This window comes from Stenotrophomonas sp. TWI377 (assembly GCF_039674525.1).
Taxonomy (GTDB): domain Bacteria; phylum Pseudomonadota; class Gammaproteobacteria; order Xanthomonadales; family Xanthomonadaceae; genus Stenotrophomonas.
Map to the genome: position 1 here is coordinate 1 of NZ_JBDJNT010000023.1, position 17221 is coordinate 17221.

General features: G+C 67.7%; 18 protein-coding genes. 6 read left to right on the forward strand and 12 right to left on the reverse strand.

Features of this window, described 5'->3' with window-relative positions; all coding sequences use genetic code 11:
• The 5 genes from ABE546_RS16335 to ahpC form a co-directional block, all read right to left on the reverse strand.
• Nucleotides 1-186: transaldolase family protein (locus ABE546_RS16335; RefSeq protein WP_346464502.1), on the reverse strand; the 186-nt coding region annotated here is incomplete at its 3' end.
• 52 nt (nucleotides 187-238) lie between these two features.
• Entirely contained in the window at nucleotides 239-646 is a 408-nt protein-coding gene (gene rnk / locus ABE546_RS16340; protein ID WP_313212183.1) for a nucleoside diphosphate kinase regulator, read from the reverse strand.
• 137 nt (nucleotides 647-783) lie between these two features.
• On the reverse strand, nucleotides 784-1740 hold the full coding sequence (gene oxyR / locus ABE546_RS16345) for a DNA-binding transcriptional regulator OxyR (RefSeq protein WP_346464503.1): 957 nt from the start codon (nucleotides 1738-1740) through the stop codon (nucleotides 784-786).
• A 91-nt stretch (nucleotides 1741-1831) separates the two neighbouring features.
• A complete protein-coding gene (gene ahpF, locus ABE546_RS16350) occupies nucleotides 1832-3424 on the reverse strand; it encodes an alkyl hydroperoxide reductase subunit F (RefSeq protein WP_346464504.1) in 1593 nt (530 codons plus the stop codon).
• A 151-nt stretch (nucleotides 3425-3575) separates the two neighbouring features.
• On the reverse strand, nucleotides 3576-4139 hold the full coding sequence (gene ahpC, locus ABE546_RS16355; protein ID WP_121044636.1) for an alkyl hydroperoxide reductase subunit C: 564 nt from the start codon (nucleotides 4137-4139) through the stop codon (nucleotides 3576-3578).
• A 427-nt stretch (nucleotides 4140-4566) separates the two neighbouring features.
• Between ahpC and prmC the strand changes: the two genes are divergently transcribed.
• Complete coding sequence (gene prmC / locus ABE546_RS16360; protein WP_346464517.1) at nucleotides 4567-5415, forward strand: peptide chain release factor N(5)-glutamine methyltransferase; 849 nt, start codon at nucleotides 4567-4569, stop codon at nucleotides 5413-5415.
• Between the two features lie 102 nt (nucleotides 5416-5517).
• Entirely contained in the window at nucleotides 5518-6462 is a 945-nt protein-coding gene (gene pip / locus ABE546_RS16365; RefSeq protein ID WP_313212186.1) for a prolyl aminopeptidase, read from the forward strand.
• Between the two features lie 89 nt (nucleotides 6463-6551).
• On the opposite strand, the gene ABE546_RS16370 is transcribed toward pip, so the two are convergent.
• Nucleotides 6552-7439: a LysR family transcriptional regulator gene (locus ABE546_RS16370; RefSeq protein WP_346464505.1), complete on the reverse strand. Its 888-nt coding sequence runs from the start codon at nucleotides 7437-7439 to the stop codon at nucleotides 6552-6554.
• A 110-nt stretch (nucleotides 7440-7549) separates the two neighbouring features.
• Between ABE546_RS16370 and ABE546_RS16375 the strand changes: the two genes are divergently transcribed.
• Entirely contained in the window at nucleotides 7550-8995 is a 1446-nt protein-coding gene (locus ABE546_RS16375; RefSeq protein WP_346464506.1) for an MFS transporter, read from the forward strand.
• 4 nt (nucleotides 8996-8999) lie between these two features.
• Nucleotides 9000-9665, forward strand: coding sequence for a hypothetical protein (locus ABE546_RS16380; protein WP_346464507.1), 666 nt, complete (start codon nucleotides 9000-9002; stop codon nucleotides 9663-9665).
• A 53-nt stretch (nucleotides 9666-9718) separates the two neighbouring features.
• On the opposite strand, the gene ABE546_RS16385 is transcribed toward ABE546_RS16380, so the two are convergent.
• Genes ABE546_RS16385 through ABE546_RS16400 form a run of 4 tightly spaced genes read right to left on the reverse strand, consistent with a single transcriptional unit; the run spans nucleotide 9719 to nucleotide 12611 of the window.
• On the reverse strand, nucleotides 9719-10528 hold the full coding sequence (locus ABE546_RS16385; RefSeq protein WP_346464508.1) for an N-formylglutamate amidohydrolase: 810 nt from the start codon (nucleotides 10526-10528) through the stop codon (nucleotides 9719-9721).
• On the reverse strand, nucleotides 10521-11072 hold the full coding sequence (locus ABE546_RS16390; protein ID WP_313212192.1) for an NUDIX hydrolase: 552 nt from the start codon (nucleotides 11070-11072) through the stop codon (nucleotides 10521-10523). Before ABE546_RS16390 ends, ABE546_RS16385 begins: the two co-directional genes overlap by 8 nt.
• A complete protein-coding gene (locus tag ABE546_RS16395; RefSeq protein WP_346464509.1) occupies nucleotides 11069-12034 on the reverse strand; it encodes a 5'-3' exonuclease H3TH domain-containing protein in 966 nt (321 codons plus the stop codon). Before ABE546_RS16395 ends, ABE546_RS16390 begins: the two co-directional genes overlap by 4 nt.
• 1 nt (nucleotide 12035) lies before the next feature.
• Nucleotides 12036-12611, reverse strand: coding sequence for a nitroreductase (locus tag ABE546_RS16400; protein WP_313212195.1), 576 nt, complete (start codon nucleotides 12609-12611; stop codon nucleotides 12036-12038).
• A gap of 331 nt (nucleotides 12612-12942) precedes the next feature.
• Here ABE546_RS16400 and ABE546_RS16405 point away from each other — a divergent pair, with 331 nt between their 5' ends.
• Both ABE546_RS16405 and ABE546_RS16410 read left to right on the forward strand, forming a co-directional pair.
• On the forward strand, nucleotides 12943-15261 hold the full coding sequence (locus tag ABE546_RS16405) for a DUF1631 domain-containing protein (RefSeq protein ID WP_346464510.1): 2319 nt from the start codon (nucleotides 12943-12945) through the stop codon (nucleotides 15259-15261).
• 71 nt (nucleotides 15262-15332) lie between these two features.
• Nucleotides 15333-16415 carry an NAD(P) transhydrogenase subunit alpha gene (locus ABE546_RS16410; protein ID WP_313212197.1) on the forward strand — a complete coding sequence of 361 codons (1083 nt, stop codon included), beginning with the start codon at nucleotides 15333-15335 and terminating at the stop codon, nucleotides 16413-16415.
• A gap of 51 nt (nucleotides 16416-16466) precedes the next feature.
• Here the strand turns inward: ABE546_RS16410 and ABE546_RS16415 are convergent, their stop codons facing one another.
• On the reverse strand, nucleotides 16467-16898 hold the full coding sequence (locus tag ABE546_RS16415) for a DUF3106 domain-containing protein (RefSeq protein WP_346464511.1): 432 nt from the start codon (nucleotides 16896-16898) through the stop codon (nucleotides 16467-16469).
• Nucleotides 16898-17209, reverse strand: a complete 312-nt coding sequence (locus ABE546_RS16420; protein ID WP_313219141.1) for a hypothetical protein — start codon at nucleotides 17207-17209, stop codon at nucleotides 16898-16900. The genes ABE546_RS16415 and ABE546_RS16420 overlap by 1 nt, the downstream gene beginning before the upstream one ends.
• Nucleotides 17210-17221: the final 12 nt, after the last annotated feature.

The window sequence follows — 17221 nt, forward strand, 5'->3', positions numbered from 1 at the left end:
CCAGGCCAGCGCGCTCTCGATGAGATCGGCGTATACCGGCAGGTCCAGCGCTTTCTTCACCAGGGTGGGGTTGGTCGTGCAGTCGACCGGCTTCAAGCGCTTGATCGCCTCATAGTCGCCGGTATCGGCAACCACCACGGACAGATCACGCAGCTGGGAGAGTTTGGACAGCGAAACGGTGCTCATTGCAACTCCTGGGACGAAACGGTGGAACCTGCGCGGATCGCAGCAGGCAGGATCAGGCGTGGGTCTGGTGATGGACGGCGGTCACCCGCAGGCGCAGCTTGCGCCCGCCCGGTGCCACCCAATCCATGGTCTGGCCGATCGACAGGCCAAGCAGGGCGGTGCCCACCGGTGCCAGGATGGATACCTTGCCCTGTTCAACATCGGCTTCACGCGGATAGACCAGCGTCAGAACGTGCTTCTCGTTCTGCAGCTCATCTTCGCACTCCACGCGCGAATGCATCATGACGGTGCCCTCGGGAACCTGGTCCGGCGCCACAACGGTCGCCCGGTTGAGTTCTTCAGCCAGGGCGATCCCGGCGGGGGTCTGGCTGACGGCGGGAGACTCGAGCATGGCGTCCAGGCGGTCCATGTCGTGACTTGAAACGATGATCGAAGGGGGCAGTCCGCTGGAAGTGGACATGGTGTAGCTCCTTGCGTTTGTGGAAGACCCATGCAAAAGGCGGCGCCTGCTGGCACCGCCTCGTCCTATTGTGCTGACAATCGTAGACGGATGCGACCCGTCCGGGGGATCGGCCCCGCCGGACGGTTCAGTCCGGCTCAGCCTGCGCGGGCGCTGCGTGTCTCACCGTTGTCCGGGACATCGGTGGTCTCCAGCGCAAACAGGCCCTGGGGCAGTCGTTTGAACTGCTGGGCCAGCTGCTCCAGGAAGCCGGTCATCGCCGAACTGCGGCGCCAGGCCATCGCGATGCGGCGGCTGGGACGGTCATCGCCGCTGAAATCCAGCAGGCGGATGTTCTCCGAACGCGGCACCGGTGGTTTGACCGAGAGGGTTGGCAGCAGGGTGATGCCCACATCGGCGGCCACCATCTGCCGCAGCGTTTCCAGGCTGGTCGCGCGGAACTCCGACTTTTCGTTGGCGCCGAACAACCGGCAGACCGCCAACGCCTGGTCACGCAGGCAATGCCCGTCTTCGAGCAGCAGCAGCTTCTGCGAGGACAGCTCCTGCACATCCAGATGCTGGCGGCGCGCCAGCGGATGCTGCCCGGAGACTGCCAGCAGGAAGGGCTCCTCGAACAGGAACTCCGCGTGCAGCTGGTCATCGTCCAGCGGCAGCGCCAGCAACGCCGCATCCAGTTTGCCTTCGCGCAGGCGCGCCAGCAGCTCGTCGCTCTTTTCCTCCACCAACAGCAGCTCCAGCTGCGGGAAGCGTTCGCGGATGTTGGGGATCACATGCGGCAGCAGGTACGGGCCCAGCGTGGGGAAAATGCCCAGCCGCACCGTGCCGGCTTCCGGATCGCGGCTGCGCCGCGCGGCTTCCTTCATCTGCTCCACCTCGGCCACGATGATGCGGGCACGCGCGGCCGCTTCCACCCCGGCCGGGGTCAGCATGACCTTGCGCGGTGCGCGTTCCACCAGCGGCAGACCCAGCTCGTCCTCGAGCTTGCGGATCTGGGTGGACAGGGTGGGTTGGCTGACGAAGCAGGCGGCGGCCGCCTTGCCAAAATGGCGGTGGTCGGCCAGCGCCACCAGATACTTCAAATCACGTAGGTTCATTTCCTTGGACCTCTCACGGCAATGGACCGGGTGATGGCGTGGCTACCCAGCAGACAGACAAGGTTCCCGGCGAACCGGGAACCGAAACGTTTCAGGCAGCTTCGGCGACAGCGCCGCTGCTCTTGGGAACGGAGGTGCGGATCAGGTGATCAAAGGCGCTCAGTGCCGCAGTGGAACCGGCGCCCATCGCGATGACGATCTGCTTGTACGGAACGGTTGTGCAATCGCCTGCGGCGAAGACACCCGGCACGCTGGTCTGGCCGCGGTCATCGATCAGGATCTCGCCACGCGGTGACAGCGCCACCGTGTCCTTCAACCATTCGGTATTCGGCAGAAGACCGATCTGCACGAAGATGCCTTCCAGTTCCACCCGGTGCGAATCGCCACCGACGCGGTCCTGGTAGACCAGGCCCGTCACTTTCTGGCCATCGCCCAGCACTTCCTGGGTCAGGGCGCTGGTGATGATGGTGACGTTGCCCAGGCTGCGCAGCTTCTTCTGCAGTACTTCATCGGCCCGCAGTTTGTCATCAAATTCCAGAAGGGTCACATGCGTCACAAGACCCGCCAGATCGATCGCCGCTTCCACGCCGGAGTTGCCACCGCCGATCACCGCCACGCGCTTGCCCTTGAACAACGGACCATCGCAATGCGGGCAGTACGCCACGCCCTTGTTGCGGTACTGATCTTCGCCGGGCACGTTCATCTGGCGCCAGCGCGCACCGGTGGACAGGATCACCGAACGCGACTTCAGCGACGCGCCGTTCTCCAGTTTGATCTCGACCAGACCGTCATCGCCGGCGGGGACCAGCGCGGTGGCGCGCTGCAGGTTCATGATGTCCACCTCGTACTCGCGCACATGCTGTTCCAGCGCGGCGGCCAGCTTCGGACCTTCGGTCTCCTTGACGGAGATGAAGTTCTCGATCGCCATGGTGTCCAGCACCTGGCCACCGAAGCGTTCGGCCGCCACACCGGTGCGGATGCCCTTGCGTGCGGCATAGATCGCCGCGGCCGCGCCGGCCGGGCCACCGCCCACGACCAGCACATCGAAGGCCGCCTTGGCGCTGAGCTTCTCGGCATCGCGCTTGCTGCTGCCGGTGTCGAGCTTGGCCACGATCTGCTCCAGCGACATCCGACCCTGGTCGAACACCTCGCCGTTGAGGTACACGGTCGGCACCGACATGATCTGGCGCGCTTCGACCTCGGCCGGGAACAGGCCGCCGTCGATCGCGACGTGCTGGATGCGCGGGTTCAGCACCGCCGCCAGGTTCAGTGCCTGGACCACGTCCGGGCAGTTCTGGCAGGACAGCGAGAAATAGGTTTCGAAGCGGTATTCGCCCTCGAGATTGCGCACCTGCTCGATCAGCTCGGCGGTGGCCTTGGACGGGTGACCACCGACCTGCAGCAGGGCCAGCACCAGCGAGGTGAACTCATGGCCCATCGGCAGGCCGGCGAAGGCCAGGTGGATGTCCTGGCCCGGCGTGGTCAGCGCGAACGAGGGCGTGCGCTCGCTGCTGTCGCGACGCACGTCCAGGCGGACCTGCGTGGAGAGCGTGGTCAGCGTGTTCAGCAGCTCGAGCATTTCCTGCGACTTGGCGCCGTCATCCACGTGCGCCGTGATCTGGATCGGACGGGTGACACGTTCCAGATAGGTCTTCAGCTGGGACTGGAGGTTGGCATCCAACATCGAAAAACTCCTTGAATCAGGCAAGGGGGCAGCGTCGACGCACCCCGCGGGTGCATCTGCGCGACATGGGGGTGAACCGAAACCGGCGCGTGGGGCACCGGCTTGGGTTCACCCCCATCCCCGGCGGGCGGGGATGGGGGTGAGGAGCGGCTTAGATCTTGCCGACCAGGTCCAGCGACGGGGTCAGGGTCTTTTCGCCTTCCTTCCACTTCGCCGGGCACACCTGGTTCGGGTTGGCGGCGGTGAACTGGGCAGCCTTCAGCTTGCGCAGGGTCTCGGAGACGTCACGGGCGATCTCGTTGGAGTGGATCTCCAGCGTCTTGATCACGCCTTCCGGGTTGATGATGAAGGTGCCGCGCAGGGCCAGGCCTTCTTCCGGAATGTGCACGCCGAAGGCGTTGGTCAGCTGGTGGGTCGGATCGCCGACCAGCGGGAACTGGGCCTTGCCGACGGCCGGCGAGGTTTCGTGCCACACCTTGTGCGAGAAGTGCGTGTCGGTGGTGACGATGTAGACCTCGGCGCCAGCCTTCTGGAACTCGGCGTAATGATCGGCGGCGTCTTCAATCTCGGTCGGGCAGTTGAAGGTGAACGCGGCCGGCATGAAGATCAGCACGGACCAGTGACCCTTCAGGGTGCTGTCGGAGACCTTGATGAACTCGCCGTTCTGGTAGGCGTTGGCTTCGAACGGCTGGATCTGGGTGTTGATGAGCGACATCGTTGTTCCTCTTGGTGAAGGGGGTGGGTGAAGCGACCAACACAGGTTAGCGGCTCCATTCCCATAAGGACAATCCATTGATTGCATCTATACGATAGTCATAGACTATCAAATTGGTCTGATCCTGCGATGAAGGGTGAGGGCCAGATCCGTCAAAACCGTTGCAGCGCAATGACCAGCGCGCCGGGATGCGTGATCAGTGCAATAGCTTCTGCATATCCGTCGCGAGGGAAAGCTGAACGATCGCAGGCAACGCGGTGTCGATACGGCCCGATAGCAGCCAGAAATCGATAGTGCATTTGCATGCATATGTGATTTGCCATGCCTTGATTCAATCATGCTGCCGGTCGCGGACGGCCGTCGCGCGCACCCGGGGGGCAGGGGCCGGTGCACTACACTGCGCGCCCCGATGCTGCTCCGTCCCGCCATGACCGCCACCCCGCCACACGTCCGCCAGCTGCTCGCCGATGCCGCCACCCGACTGCCCGGCGCGGAAGGCCGGCACGAAGCGGAGCTGCTGTTGCTGCAGGTGCTGGAACGCGAGCGCAGCTGGCTGTTCGCGCATGCCACCGATCCGGTCGAGCCGGCGCAGGTGGCGGCGTTCGAGGCGCTGCTGGCCAAACGCCTGGCCGGTGAGCCGGTGGCGTACCTGCTGGGCCGCCGCGGCTTCTGGACCCTGGATCTGGAGGTCAGCCCCGCCACCCTGATCCCGCGCCCGGAGACCGAGCTGCTGGTCGAGCTGGCGCTGACACGGTTGCCCGAAGCTACCGCCTTGCGGGTCGCGGACCTTGGCACCGGCAGTGGCGCGATCGCGCTGGCGCTGGCCAGCGAACGCCCGCAGGCCCAGGTGGTCGCGACCGACCTCAGTGAGGCGGCCCTGGCGGTCGCGGCACGCAACGCGCAGCGCCACGCACTGGGCAACGTCAGCTTCCGGCAGGGCGCGTGGTACGCCCCGCTGACGGGTGAGCGCTTCGATCTGATCGCGACCAATCCACCGTACATCGCCAGCGACGACCCGCACCTGGCCCAGGGCGACCTGCGCTTTGAACCGGCCACCGCGCTGGCCTCCGGCCTTGATGGGCTGGACGACATCCGCCAGATCATCGACGGTGCGACAGCGCACCTGCTTCCCGGCGGCTGGCTGCTGATCGAACACGGCTGGGACCAGAGCGAGGCGATCTGCGCGCTGCTGCGGGACGCCGGTTTCCAGTCGGTCGCCACCGAGCACGATCTGGAACAGCGTGACCGGGTGAGCCTGGGCTGTCTGCCCGCCTGAGTGCGTGCCGGCCCTGATGCGACCCCGGGGCTAGAATGACCTGTCCACCGGGCCGCCGCGCAGCGTGATGCGGCGACTGTCATTCCACACGGAGTTCCTGTCATGCGTACGCTGTATCCCGCCATCACCCCTTACGACGTCGGCACCCTGAAGGTCGATGACCGCCACACGCTGTACTTCGAGCAGTGCGGCAATCCCGACGGCAAGCCGGTGGTGATGCTGCACGGTGGCCCGGGCGGCGGCTGCAGCGACAAAATGCGCCAGTTCCACGACCCGGCCAAGTACCGGATCATCCTGTTCGACCAGCGCGGTGCCGGCCGCTCCACGCCGCACGCGGACCTGGTCGACAACACTACCTGGGACCTGGTCGCCGATATCGAGAAACTGCGCGAGCACCTCAAGGTGGAGCGCTGGCAGGTGTTCGGCGGCAGCTGGGGCTCGACGCTGGCGCTGGCCTACGCGCAGACCCACCCGCAGCGCGTGACCGAGCTGGTGCTGCGCGGCATCTTCATGCTGCGCCGCTGGGAGCTGGAGTGGTTCTACCAGGAAGGCGCCAACCGTCTGTTCCCGGATGCGTGGGAACACTACCTCAAGCCGATCCCGGCCGTGGAGCGCCACGACCTGATCTCCGCCTTCCACCGCCGCCTGACCAGCGACGATGAAGCCACCCGCCTGGCCGCGGCCAAGGCGTGGAGCGTGTGGGAAGGGGCGACCAGCTTCCTGCACGTGGACGACGACTTCGTGAACAGCCACCAGGACCCGCAGTTCGCGCTGGCCTTTGCCCGCATCGAGAACCACTACTTCGTCAACGGCGGCTTCTTCGAGGTGGAAGAACAGCTGCTGCGCGACGCGCACCGCATCGCCGATATCCCGGGCGTGATCGTGCACGGCCGCTACGACGTGGTCTGCCCGCTGCAGAGCGCGTGGGAGCTGCACAAGGCGTGGCCGAACTCGACGCTGGAGATCAGCCCGGCCTCGGGCCACTCCGCCTTCGAAGCCGAGAACGTCGACGCGCTGGTGCGCGCGACGGATCGGTTCGCGGGTTGATGGAGGCGTGCCGACCAACGGTCGGCACCTACCGGCTCACCCCCTGACGTCGCGCGGTGGATCACGACCGTTGGTCGTGATGCGGCGGGTTACCAATCACCGCCCAACAACGCCTCCGCCAGCACCTGCAGCTTCGGCGAGGCCTGCCGTGAGGGTGGATAGACCAGCGACAGCACCCGGCTGCGGCCCTCGAAGGGCTGCAGCACCCGCTGCAGCCGCCCGTCGGCCAACGCATCGGCCACCGCGAAATCCATTACCTGCACGATGCCGATCCCGGCCAGCGCGCCTTCCACCAGCGGATCGCCGCTGTCGAACACCATCCGCGCCGGCGGCGTGAACTCGCGCAGCTGGCCCTCGGCCTCGCGGAACTGCCAATCCACCAGCCGCCCGCTGCGCAGATTGCGCACCGCCAGGCAGGCGTGATCGTGCAGCGCATCGACCGTGGCCGGTTCCCCGTGCTGCACGATGTAGGCGGGGGAGGCGACCGTGACCCAGTGCAACGGCCGCAGGGGCCGCGCCACCATGCGCACGTCGCTGATCGGCCCGGTGCGCAGTGCGGCATCGAAGCCTTCTTCGACCAGGTCGACCAGCCGGTCGTTGAGCACCAGCTCGAACTGCAGCTGCGGGTGCGCCGCCATCAACTGCCCGGCCAGCGGCACCAGTACCTTGCGCCCGAACATCGAGGGCGCCGTCAGTTTCAACACGCCCGAGGGCGTGGAGGGGCGATCGCCCAGCCGGCGCTCGGCATCCTCCAGCCCACTCAGCAGCGGCGCGCAGTGCTCGACGAACTGGCGGCCATCCGGGGTCAGGCTGACGTTGCGGGTGTTGCGGTGGAGCAGTCGCACCCCCAGCGCGCTCTCCAGCCGGCTGATCGCCCGCGACAGCCCGGACTGGCTGATGCCCAGCTGCCCGGCGGCGACGGTGAAGCTGCGTGCGTCGGCCACCTGCACCAGCATGTGCACGGCGTTGAGGTCCATGGATTTCTCCGATTCATGCGGATATGCATGACAGATATCGAAGTATCCGGGTTTATTTCTGCAGCGTCATCAATGAGACTGCCCACCTTCTTACGCAGTACCGAGTCGGCATGACCTCCCCCCTGTCCCCCGCTGGCGCGCCGGCGCCCGCATTTCCGCGCCTGGCCCTGACCTTGCTGGCCACCGCCCAGCTGATCATCGCGCTGGACTCCACGATCATCTTCGTGGCCCTGCACGAGATGGGCGCGCAGCTGCGCATCAATGCCCAGCAGCTGCAGTGGATCGTCAGCGGCTACACGGTGGCGTTCGGCGGGTGCCTGCTGCTTGGCGGCCGTGCGGCCGACCTGCTGGGTCGCCGCCGGGTCTATCGGCTGGGCATGGCGCTGTTCGCGCTGGCCTCGCTGGTCGGCGGGTTCAGCAACAGTGCGTGGTTGCTGATCGCGGCCCGCGCGGTGCAGGGCATCGGCGCGGCGTTGCTGTTCCCGGCCACGCTGGCGCTGATCAACACGATCTACGCCGAAGGTGCGCCGCGCAACCGCGCGCTGGCGATCTGGTCGATGGCCAGCGCCGGCGGCCTGGCCTTGGGCACGCTGCTCGGTGGCGTGCTGACCCAGAGCTTCGGCTGGGCCTCGGTCCTGCTGGTGATCGTGCCGTTCGCCGGCGGCTGCGCGCTGCTCGGCGGTTGGTGGCTGCCGCGCGATCCCGCGCCGCTGGCGGGCCGCTCGTTCGATCTGGCCGGCTGCCTCACCGTGACCCTCGGCGGCAGCCTGCTGGTGACCACCCTGGTGCAGGGTCCGGAGTGGGGCTGGCTGGCACCACGCACGCTGATCTGCCTGGTCGTGTCGGCAGTCATGCTGGCCGCCTTCGTGCAGATCGAACGCCGCAGCCGCGACCCGCTGATGCAGTTCGCGCTGCTGCGCCTGCGCAGTCTGCGTGCGGCGATGCTGCTGACGATGCTGTTCATGAGCAGCTACGGCGTGCAGTACTACTTCCTGGCGCTGTACTACCAGGATGGCTACGGCTGGAGCGCGCTGCAGGCGGGCCTGGCGTTCCTGCCACCGACCCTGGTGTGCACGTTTGGCATCCGTATCGCCGAGCGCATGCTCGCGCAGCGTTCGCCGCGCCAGGTGCTGACGGTGGGCATGCTGGCCGGCGCGATCGGCATCGCCGCGGTCGCCGTCGCGCTGCCGTATGGCGCGACCTATTGGGCGCTGCTGCCGGGCATCGTGGTGCTCAGCCTCGGCCAGGGCATCACCTGGACGGCGATGTGGATCGTGGCCGGGCAGGGCGTGCCGGCCGCGCAGCAGGGCGTGGCCTCGGGCATGGCTGCCACGGCGCAGCAGATTGGCGGCGCGCTGGGCCTGGCGTTGCTGGTGATGTTGGCCAATGCGGGTCGTGGCAGCACCGGCGCCAGCAGTGAGGCGGCGCTGCAGGGCATGATCCATGCGCAGTACGGTGCGGCGTTGTTCGCGCTGCTGGGTGTGGGCGTGGCGCTGTGGCTGCGGCCGCAGCACGATGCGGCGACGCCGGCACCGGTGTGCGCGAGTGAAGGATAAGGCGATGACCAATCTGCTCAGTCTGGGCCAGACGCTTGAGGCGATCGCGGGATGCAGCAACGATCGGGAGGTGTGGGACCGGTATGGCTGGGTCTATGCCACCGACGGCGACGAACGTGATGCCGTGTTCTGGTTGTCCGACCATGACGCTGAGCATGACGACGCCCGCGTGGAAGCATTCACCGCCCAGCATGCGCTGAGCACGTATCTGGAGGCCGCCACCTTCGCCGATGTGCTGGAGGTGCAGAAGCGCCAGCGTCCACTGTCCACACTGGATGACTACGCGCAGGCGCTGGCGTACTACAGCGAGTACGACGCGTTCGCGCAGGTGGCGGGCATCGATGAAGCCCTGGACCAGGCATCCGTGGAAGACCAGCAGGCCGCGCGTGTGCGCGGCGTCGGACCGGGGGTCTTCGCCACGTTCGATCTGGCGCTGGTGCAGTGCCCGGCATCGATGGTGAAGGACGCTGCCCGCATCGTTGCAGCGGTGCTGGATGTTCCGGTGGGCCAGGCGCTGGCATGGTGCCGCGCCTTGCCGATGGACCTCGGGCGTGACCTGGAACGCATGCGCGCCGCTGCCATTGCCGCGCCGTTCCAGGCCGCCGGCATCGCGCTGGAAATACGGGGATACCGCGCGTTTCCGTGGATGGATACGCCGACCTTGGCGTGACCTGCGGTTGCCGGCCAGCGGCCGGCACTACCAGTACCGGTTGACAGTACGCCCTACACAGGCGGCAAGGCGTCCAGCTGCGGCTGCAGTGCAGTAAAGATGCGGGCCAAGCGCTGCGCCCACGCCGACTGCCCGGCGGCATCGGCAATCAGGTCCTGGCGGATCTCCAGCTCCACGTGCACCAGCCCGCGGCCTTCGCCATGCACCGGCACGGCATAGTCGCTGGTGCTGCTGACCGCGTAGGGCTGGTTGTCGCCCACCACCAGGTCGCCTTCCTCGCGCAGCGCCTGCAGCAGCGCAAGCGCAAAACGCGTGTCCCGGTGGTAAAGCACGCCGGCATGCCAAGGCCGCACAGCGTCGTTCATCACCGGGGTGAAGCTGTGCATCATCACCAGCAACGTCGGCCGGGCCTGCGCCTGGCGCGTGTCCAGCTCGGCATCGATGCGTGCATGGTAGGGCGCATGGATCGCGTCGATGCGCTGCTGGCGCTGCAGCACGGACAGGCGCTGGTTGCCGGGAACCACGGTGAGATCGCTGACCGCCGGCATCAGCGTGGGCGAAGCCAGCGGCCGGTTGCAGTCGATCACCAGCCGCGAGTACGTCTGCGTGATCGCCCACGCATCGAGCAGGCGCGCCAGTTCCACGGTGACGCCGGCGATGCCGATGTCCCAACCGATGTGACGGTCCAGCTCGGCCTGCGGCAAGCCAAGGTCGGCCAGGGCCGCCGGCACCCGCTGGCCGGCGTGGTCGGCGATCAGCAGGTACGACGAGCGACCCTGCGCCTGATGCACGGTGAACGGTGCCGGGTCGGACGGCCCGAGCAGTGACGCACCCGTGTGCGGAGGGGCAAACGCATCAGCCACGCGGGGTGCCGTCCAGGTGGTGTTCGATCATCCACAGGCCAGCCCACAGCTTGGCGTCCAGCTCGTAACCCTGGCCCATTTTCTCGACCAGCCAGGCGGCGGCGCGGGCGCGCGGAATCTCGTGCACGGTGATGTCTTCGCTGGCATCGCCACCGCCCTCACCGACCTTGCGCAGGCCGGTGGCACGCACGAAGGCGATCTTTTCGCTGCTGGCCCCAGAGGAGGTCGGGCCGATCATCAGCACCTCGGCGTGGTCGGCGGTCCAGCCGGTTTCTTCCTCCAGCTCGCGCACGGCCGAGACCTCGATCGACTCGCCGGCATCGATGTCGCCAACCAGACCGGCCGGCATCTCGATGGTCCTGGCCTGCAGCGGGACGCGGAACTGTTCGACGAACAGCACCGTGTCGTCCGGGGTGACGGCGATGATGATCGCGGCCAGACCGCCGGCGTGGGTGCGCTCGCTGTACTCCCACGTGCCGCGCACGACCATGCGCTGGTACTTGCCTTCAAAAACGACCTTGGGGGCTTGCGTAGTGGGGCTCATGCGAACTCGCTGGCAATGGAAGAGGAATCGGACAGGCCGGCGGCGGTGAACAGGCGGCGCCGGGTCAACGGCCCGAACCGCAGTGCATCGCACAGGCCCTGCAGCATCTGTGCATCGGCCACGCCCCGGCTGAAATCGACGGCGGCACCGTCCAGCGGCGCATCCAGCGCGATGGTGGTCAGCTGGCGCCACAGCAGCGCATGCTCGCGCTGTTCGCGCAGCCGCACGGCCATCTGCGCCGCGCCGCGCAGGCGCAGGAAGGGCACTTCATCCAGACGCTCGTACAGCACGTCCAGGCTGCCGAAATGGGCCAGCAGCACCGCAGCGGATTTGGCGCCCACGCCGGTCACGCCGGGGATGTTGTCGACCGCATCACCGCACAGGGCCAGGTAATCGGCGATCTGGTGCGCATGCACGCCGTGGCGGGCTTTGACACCGGCCATGCCCCAGCGCTGATTGCGCGCGTAATCCCACTGTTCGTCATGCTCGAACAGCAGCTGCGAGAGGTCCTTGTCGGCGGAGATGATCACCCCGCGCATGCCGGCATCGCGGCGCGCGTGCAGGGCGCTGCCGATCAGGTCATCGGCCTCGTACTCGTGGTGGGCCAGCACCGCCAGGCCGAGCGCGGTGCACAGCGCCTTGCAGTGGGCGAACTGGCGGCGCAGCGCGTCCGGCGCGGGGTCGCGGTTGGCCTTGTAGGCCGCGTAGATCCGGTGCCGGAAGCAGCTGTCCAGGGCTTCATCGAAGGCGATGGCGATGTTGGCGGGGCGTTCGCGCTCGAGCAGGTCGAGCAGGAAGCGCGCGAAGCCGTGCACGGCATTGGTCGGCCAGCCCTGCTGATCCTGGAACTCATCGGGCATCGAATGCCACGCGCGGAACACGTACAGACTGGCGTCGACCAGGTACAGCGGCGCACGCAGCGGCGGGGGCCCCATGACGGGGCCGGCGGCAAGGGCGGACATCTCAGCCCTCCCAGTCCTGCAGCAGCGCGGCCGGATCCGGGCGCTCGCGTTCGGGAACCGCGGTCTTCGGCGTGCCGATATGGATGAAGCCGGCGATCTGCTCGCCCTCGGCCAGGCCCAGGTGGGCATGCACGGACGGGTCGAAGGCCATCCAGGCGGTCAGCCACTGGGCGCCGAAGCCGAGCGCCTGCGCGGCCTGCAGCAGGGCGAAGCAGACGCAGCCGGCGGTCATCAGCTGTTCGGCCTCGGGCACCTTGGGGTTCGGGCGCGGGCTGGCGATGACGGTGATGATCAGCGGGGCATGGGAGAAACGCTGGCGGTCCTTGTCCAGCTGGGCCGGCGACACCTGGGGATCGCGCTGGACGGCGCGCTCGGCGAGGAACGCACCCAGACTGTGACGCGCATCGCCGGTGATCCGCAGGAAGCGGTAGGGCACCAGCTTGCCGTGGTCGGGCACGCGTACGGCCGAGCTCAGCATCCGCATCAGGGTCGCCGGGTCGGGGCCGGGCTCGCCGAGTTGCTTGGCGGGGACCGAACGGCGGGCGTCCAGGGCATGCAGCGCGGGGGGGACGGACATGGGCTCTCGATCTGGCTTCACGGTGCCCCGATTATAGTCGCGACCGTTTGTGACACGGCCTTGGGCGATCTCGGTGCAATTTGCGACAAAACGTGATGAACATCACCTAATCAGCGGACTTCCTTCACGTGGCTGTACTCGCTTCCGGGGCCTGCTGCGCTTACGATACAAAGCCTGCCGGGCCACCGGTAACGAGGTTTAAAGTGTCGACTGTTTCACTGTCTCTGACCGGTCGGCCGGCCTACCATCCGAACGTGGGCGCATGGGGTGCGCCGGCGATCGTTGTTTCCATGTTGTACTCAGTGCCTGCGAGGGTGGGGAGCCTTTTCGCATGATTGCCACGCCCAATGTAGGGGGGCACCCGGGCCGTGACCCGGCGTTGTTGACGATGGCCCGTGAGGCCGTGCTGCCGGGGCTGGTCGAGTCGTTCTCGACGGTGCTGGCGCGCTTCGACGACGTGCTGTTCGACCGTGCCGGTACCGCCGGCGCGTCGCAGTTGCTGTTCCTGGATGGTATGCGCGAGCTGCGCCGCCGCCGGGACGACATCGTGGCCGGCTTCCGCGCCCACCTGGCCCAGGCCTGGGAGGCGCTGGAGCGGGGCGAGCCGCTGTCGGCCGAAGCCACCCTGGCCGGCCAGATCGAGGATGGCCTGAGCCTGGTGCCCGAACACGTGCTGGAGTCCCGGCTGGCGGTGCGCAATTTCGCCACCGTGCTGCTGCGTGACTTCAAGCCGGTACTGTCGCGTCTGGACCGCCGCCTGGGCATGATCGCCGGGGGGCTGGAACTGCAGGCCGATACCAATCCGATCAGCCCCGAGCACCTCGGTGTGGCGATCCACGAGGCCTTCGCCGATTGTGAACTGGCCCCGGAAGTGCGGCTGGTGCTCATCAAGTTGTGCGAGCGCGATCTGCAGCAGCCGATCGGCAAGCGTTACGAGTATCTGGATGAACAACTGGTCGCAGCGGGCGTGATGCCGCAGATGGCCGCGCGCCGGCCTGCCCCGCGCGCGCCATCGCCACCGCGCGAGGACCGCGATGCGTTCGAGGGTTTTGAGCCCGAGAGCAGCATGGGATCGGCGGGCGAAGAGGGCCAGGCACCGGCCTGGGCCCGCCGCTTCGCCGACCGCTGGGCCGAGAGCCGTGGCCGCCTCCAGGGCGGCGGGCATGCCGCGCACGAGGGACATGGCGAGGGCGGTGACAGCCCTGGGGGCAACCAGGGCATGCTGCTCGATGCCCTGCATGAACTGCTGCAGCAGACCCGCCATGTGCGCGAGGACGCCACCTCGGCGGCCAGCGTCGCGGTCGGCCAGCAGCGGCCGCTGAGCCAGCGCGAAATGATGTCGGTGCTGTCACTGCTGCAGGCCACGCCCAGCGCGACCCTGCGCGCGGCGATCGGTGAAGACGGTGAGTCGCTGGCGCAGCGCCTGAAGAGCGAAGTGCTGTCCGGCGCGACCCGGCTCGGGGTCGATCCCGCGCAGGCGCGGCTGGACCCGCAGGACGAGGATGCGATCGATCTGGTCGGCATGCTGTTCGACGTGATGCTCGATGAGCGGGACCTGGAGGGCCGCTCGCGCGAGCTGATCGGCCGGCTGGTGGTGCCCTTCGTCAAGGTCGCCATGCTCGACCGCCGCATGTTCGTGCAGAAGACCCACCCGGCGCGCAAGCTGCTCAATTCGCTGGCCGAGGCCTGCGAAGGCAACACCGGCGAGAGCCAGGCCGAGCGCGTGCTGATGGGCAAGGTCGAGGAGATCATCGAGCGCCTGGTGGCCGAGTTCAACGAGAACCTGGCCATCTTCCTGACCCTGGAAGAAGAATTCCGCGAGTTCCTGACCCAGCACCGGCGCCGGATCGAGATCGCCGAGCGCCGTGCCGCCGAGACCCAGCGCGGCCAGGAAAAGCTCGAAATGGCGCGCCAGCGGGCCAGCACCGAACTGGACCGGCGGATTGGCGACACCACCTTGCCGCAGGCGATCGGTGCATTCCTGCGCCAGCCGTGGCAGCACCACCTGACCCTGACCGTGCTGCGCGAAGGCGAAGACGGCGCCTCGGTCGGCGAGGCACTGAGCCTGGCCGATGGGATCCTGGATGAAGTGGCCGAGGCGCGCCGGCATATCGTCGGCAAGCCGTGGCTGCAGGCCTGGCACCCCGCGCTGCGCAAGGTATTCGCCAGCGTGGGTGTGCATGCCGACGCGGCGACCAGTGCCATCGATGCGCTGCACGACACCCTGCAGGGCATCGCCGAATCGCGCCCCGAACTCGAACGCGCGCTGCCCGAGCTGCCGCAGGTGGCGTTGCCTTCGCCGCCGGCGCAGGAATCGGCGGCGGTGGAGCTGGGCAGCAAGGTGGATGTCAGCGATTTCGACAATGCCGATGCCGACCGCTTCCGCGGCCTGGAGATCGGCAGCTGGCTGGATTTCGTCGACAAGGACGGCAAGGTGCAGGCGGGCAAGCTGTCCTGGGTCAGTCCGATTTCCCAGCGCCTGCTGTTCGTCAACCGGCGCGGCGTGCGGTTCTGCGTCGCCTCGCCGGAAGAACTGGCGGTGATGGTGCGCCTGGGTCGCCTGCGCGCGCATATCGACGATGGGGCCTTCGACAGTGCCATGCAGGGCGTGATCGATCGCCTGGATACCAAGAACGCCACCGTGCATTGACCCCGGGGGCCACCCTGGCCTGACGATCAGGTTACGATCAGCCCACAATCCGCTGATCGTCGGGGACAGGCATGGCTGTCGAGGTGTTGGTGGTAAAGGAACATGCGCCGGGAGAACGGCGCGTGGCGATGACGCCGGAAACGGCGCGCAAATTGATCGCGCTGGGGGCGAGCGTCGCATTCGAGCCCGGTGCCGGGGTGGCGGCGGGCTTCCCCGATGCGGTGTATCAGGACGTGGGCGCGCAGCCCGCCGATGACACCCGCCTGGCCCAGGCCGACCTCGTGCTGTGCGTGCAGCCCCCGTCCAATGACCGCCTTGCCCGGCTGAAAGCCGGTGCCAGCCTGATCGGCATGCTGCACCCGCAGGCCGACGCCGAGCGGGCGGGCCTGATCCAGTCGCGCGGCCTGCAGGCGTTTCCGCTGGAGCGCTTGCCGCGCACCACGCGGGCGCAATCGATGGACGTGCTCAGTTCGCAGGCCGGCATGGCCGGTTACAAAGCCACGTTGATCGCCGCCCAGCGTGCGCCGCGCTTCTTCCCGATGCTCACCACCGCCGCCGGCACGATCCGTCCGTCCAAGGTGCTGGTGGTCGGTGCGGGTGTGGCCGGCCTGCAGGCGATTGCTACCGCCCGCCGTCTCGGCGCGCAGGTGGAAGGCTTCGATGTGCGCCCGGAAACCCGCGAGCAGATCGAATCGCTGGGCGGCAAATTCCTGGATCTGGGCGTGAGCGCGGTCGGCGAAGGCGGCTATGCGCGGCCGTTGACCGATGAAGAGCGTGCCGAGCAGCAGCGCCGCCTTGGCGAGCACCTGCGCACGGTGGACGTCGTGATCTGTACCGCCGCGGTGCCCGGGCGGCCCGCGCCGAAAATCGTCAGTACCGCGATGGCGCGGGGGATGAAGCCGGGCAGCGTGATCGTCGATCTCGCCGCCGAAACCGGCGGCAACTGCGAAGCCACCCAGCCGGGCGAAGTAGTGGATCTGGACGGCGTGGTCATCGATGGCCCGCTCAACCTGGCCAGCCAGGGCGCGGTGCATGCCAGCGAGATGTACGCCCGCAACGTCTACAACTTCGTTGCGCTGTTCCTGAAAGACGGCGCGGTCAGCTTCGACTGGGACGACGAACTGCTCGCGAAAACCCGCTGGGTCGCCGCCTGAAACAACAGGGACGGAGGTAGTTAATCATCCCCTCCGTCCCCGTTAAGGCGCTTAGCGCTTCGGCGGCGGCGGCGGCGGCGGTGCGGGGTTGGCCTTGAGCCACGCCTTGCGTTCATCCGGGGTCATCCGTGCCCAGCGGTCGCGCAGCGCCTGCCGTTGCTCAGGGCTCATGCTACGCATCTGACCAAACAGTGCGCGCGCCTGTTCGCGTTGCTCCGGCGTCATGTTCTCGAAACGGTGGCGGCCCCGCTGCGCCTGCGCGCGTTGTTCCGGGGTCATGGTCAGCCAGCGCTGGCCGTGCTGGAGCATGCGCTCGCGTTGCGGCGCCGGCGCGTCGTTCCAGCGGTCACGCACGGGCGCGATCAACGCCTCACGCTGCTGCGGGCTGAGTGTGTCCCAGTCCGGCAGCGGGGCGGTCTGGGCCCAGCCGGCCGCACTCAGCGTCAGCAATACCAGCCCCAGGGACAGTCGCAGTTTCATCATCACTCCATTGCCAGGTCAGTACTGCCCAGCCACACATACAGATCGGGATTTTCGTCGAGAACGTCGCTGCCGTCATCGGCTGCACTCGCCACGACCGGTGCCGGCGGGGCGGTCGATTCGCCGAGGAGGAAACTGTAGCCCAACGCGAGCGCGACCACCGCCGAACAGGCGGTGGCCATCCACCAGGACGGCACATGCCGCTTGGCGGGCGAGGCGCCATGACGCGCGCTGCGCAACCGCGCCAGCGTGGCCGGCGAGAGCGTATCCAGCGCCTGCGCGTGCAGCTGCCGCAGGGCGGCATCGTCATGCATCGAAGGGGGCAG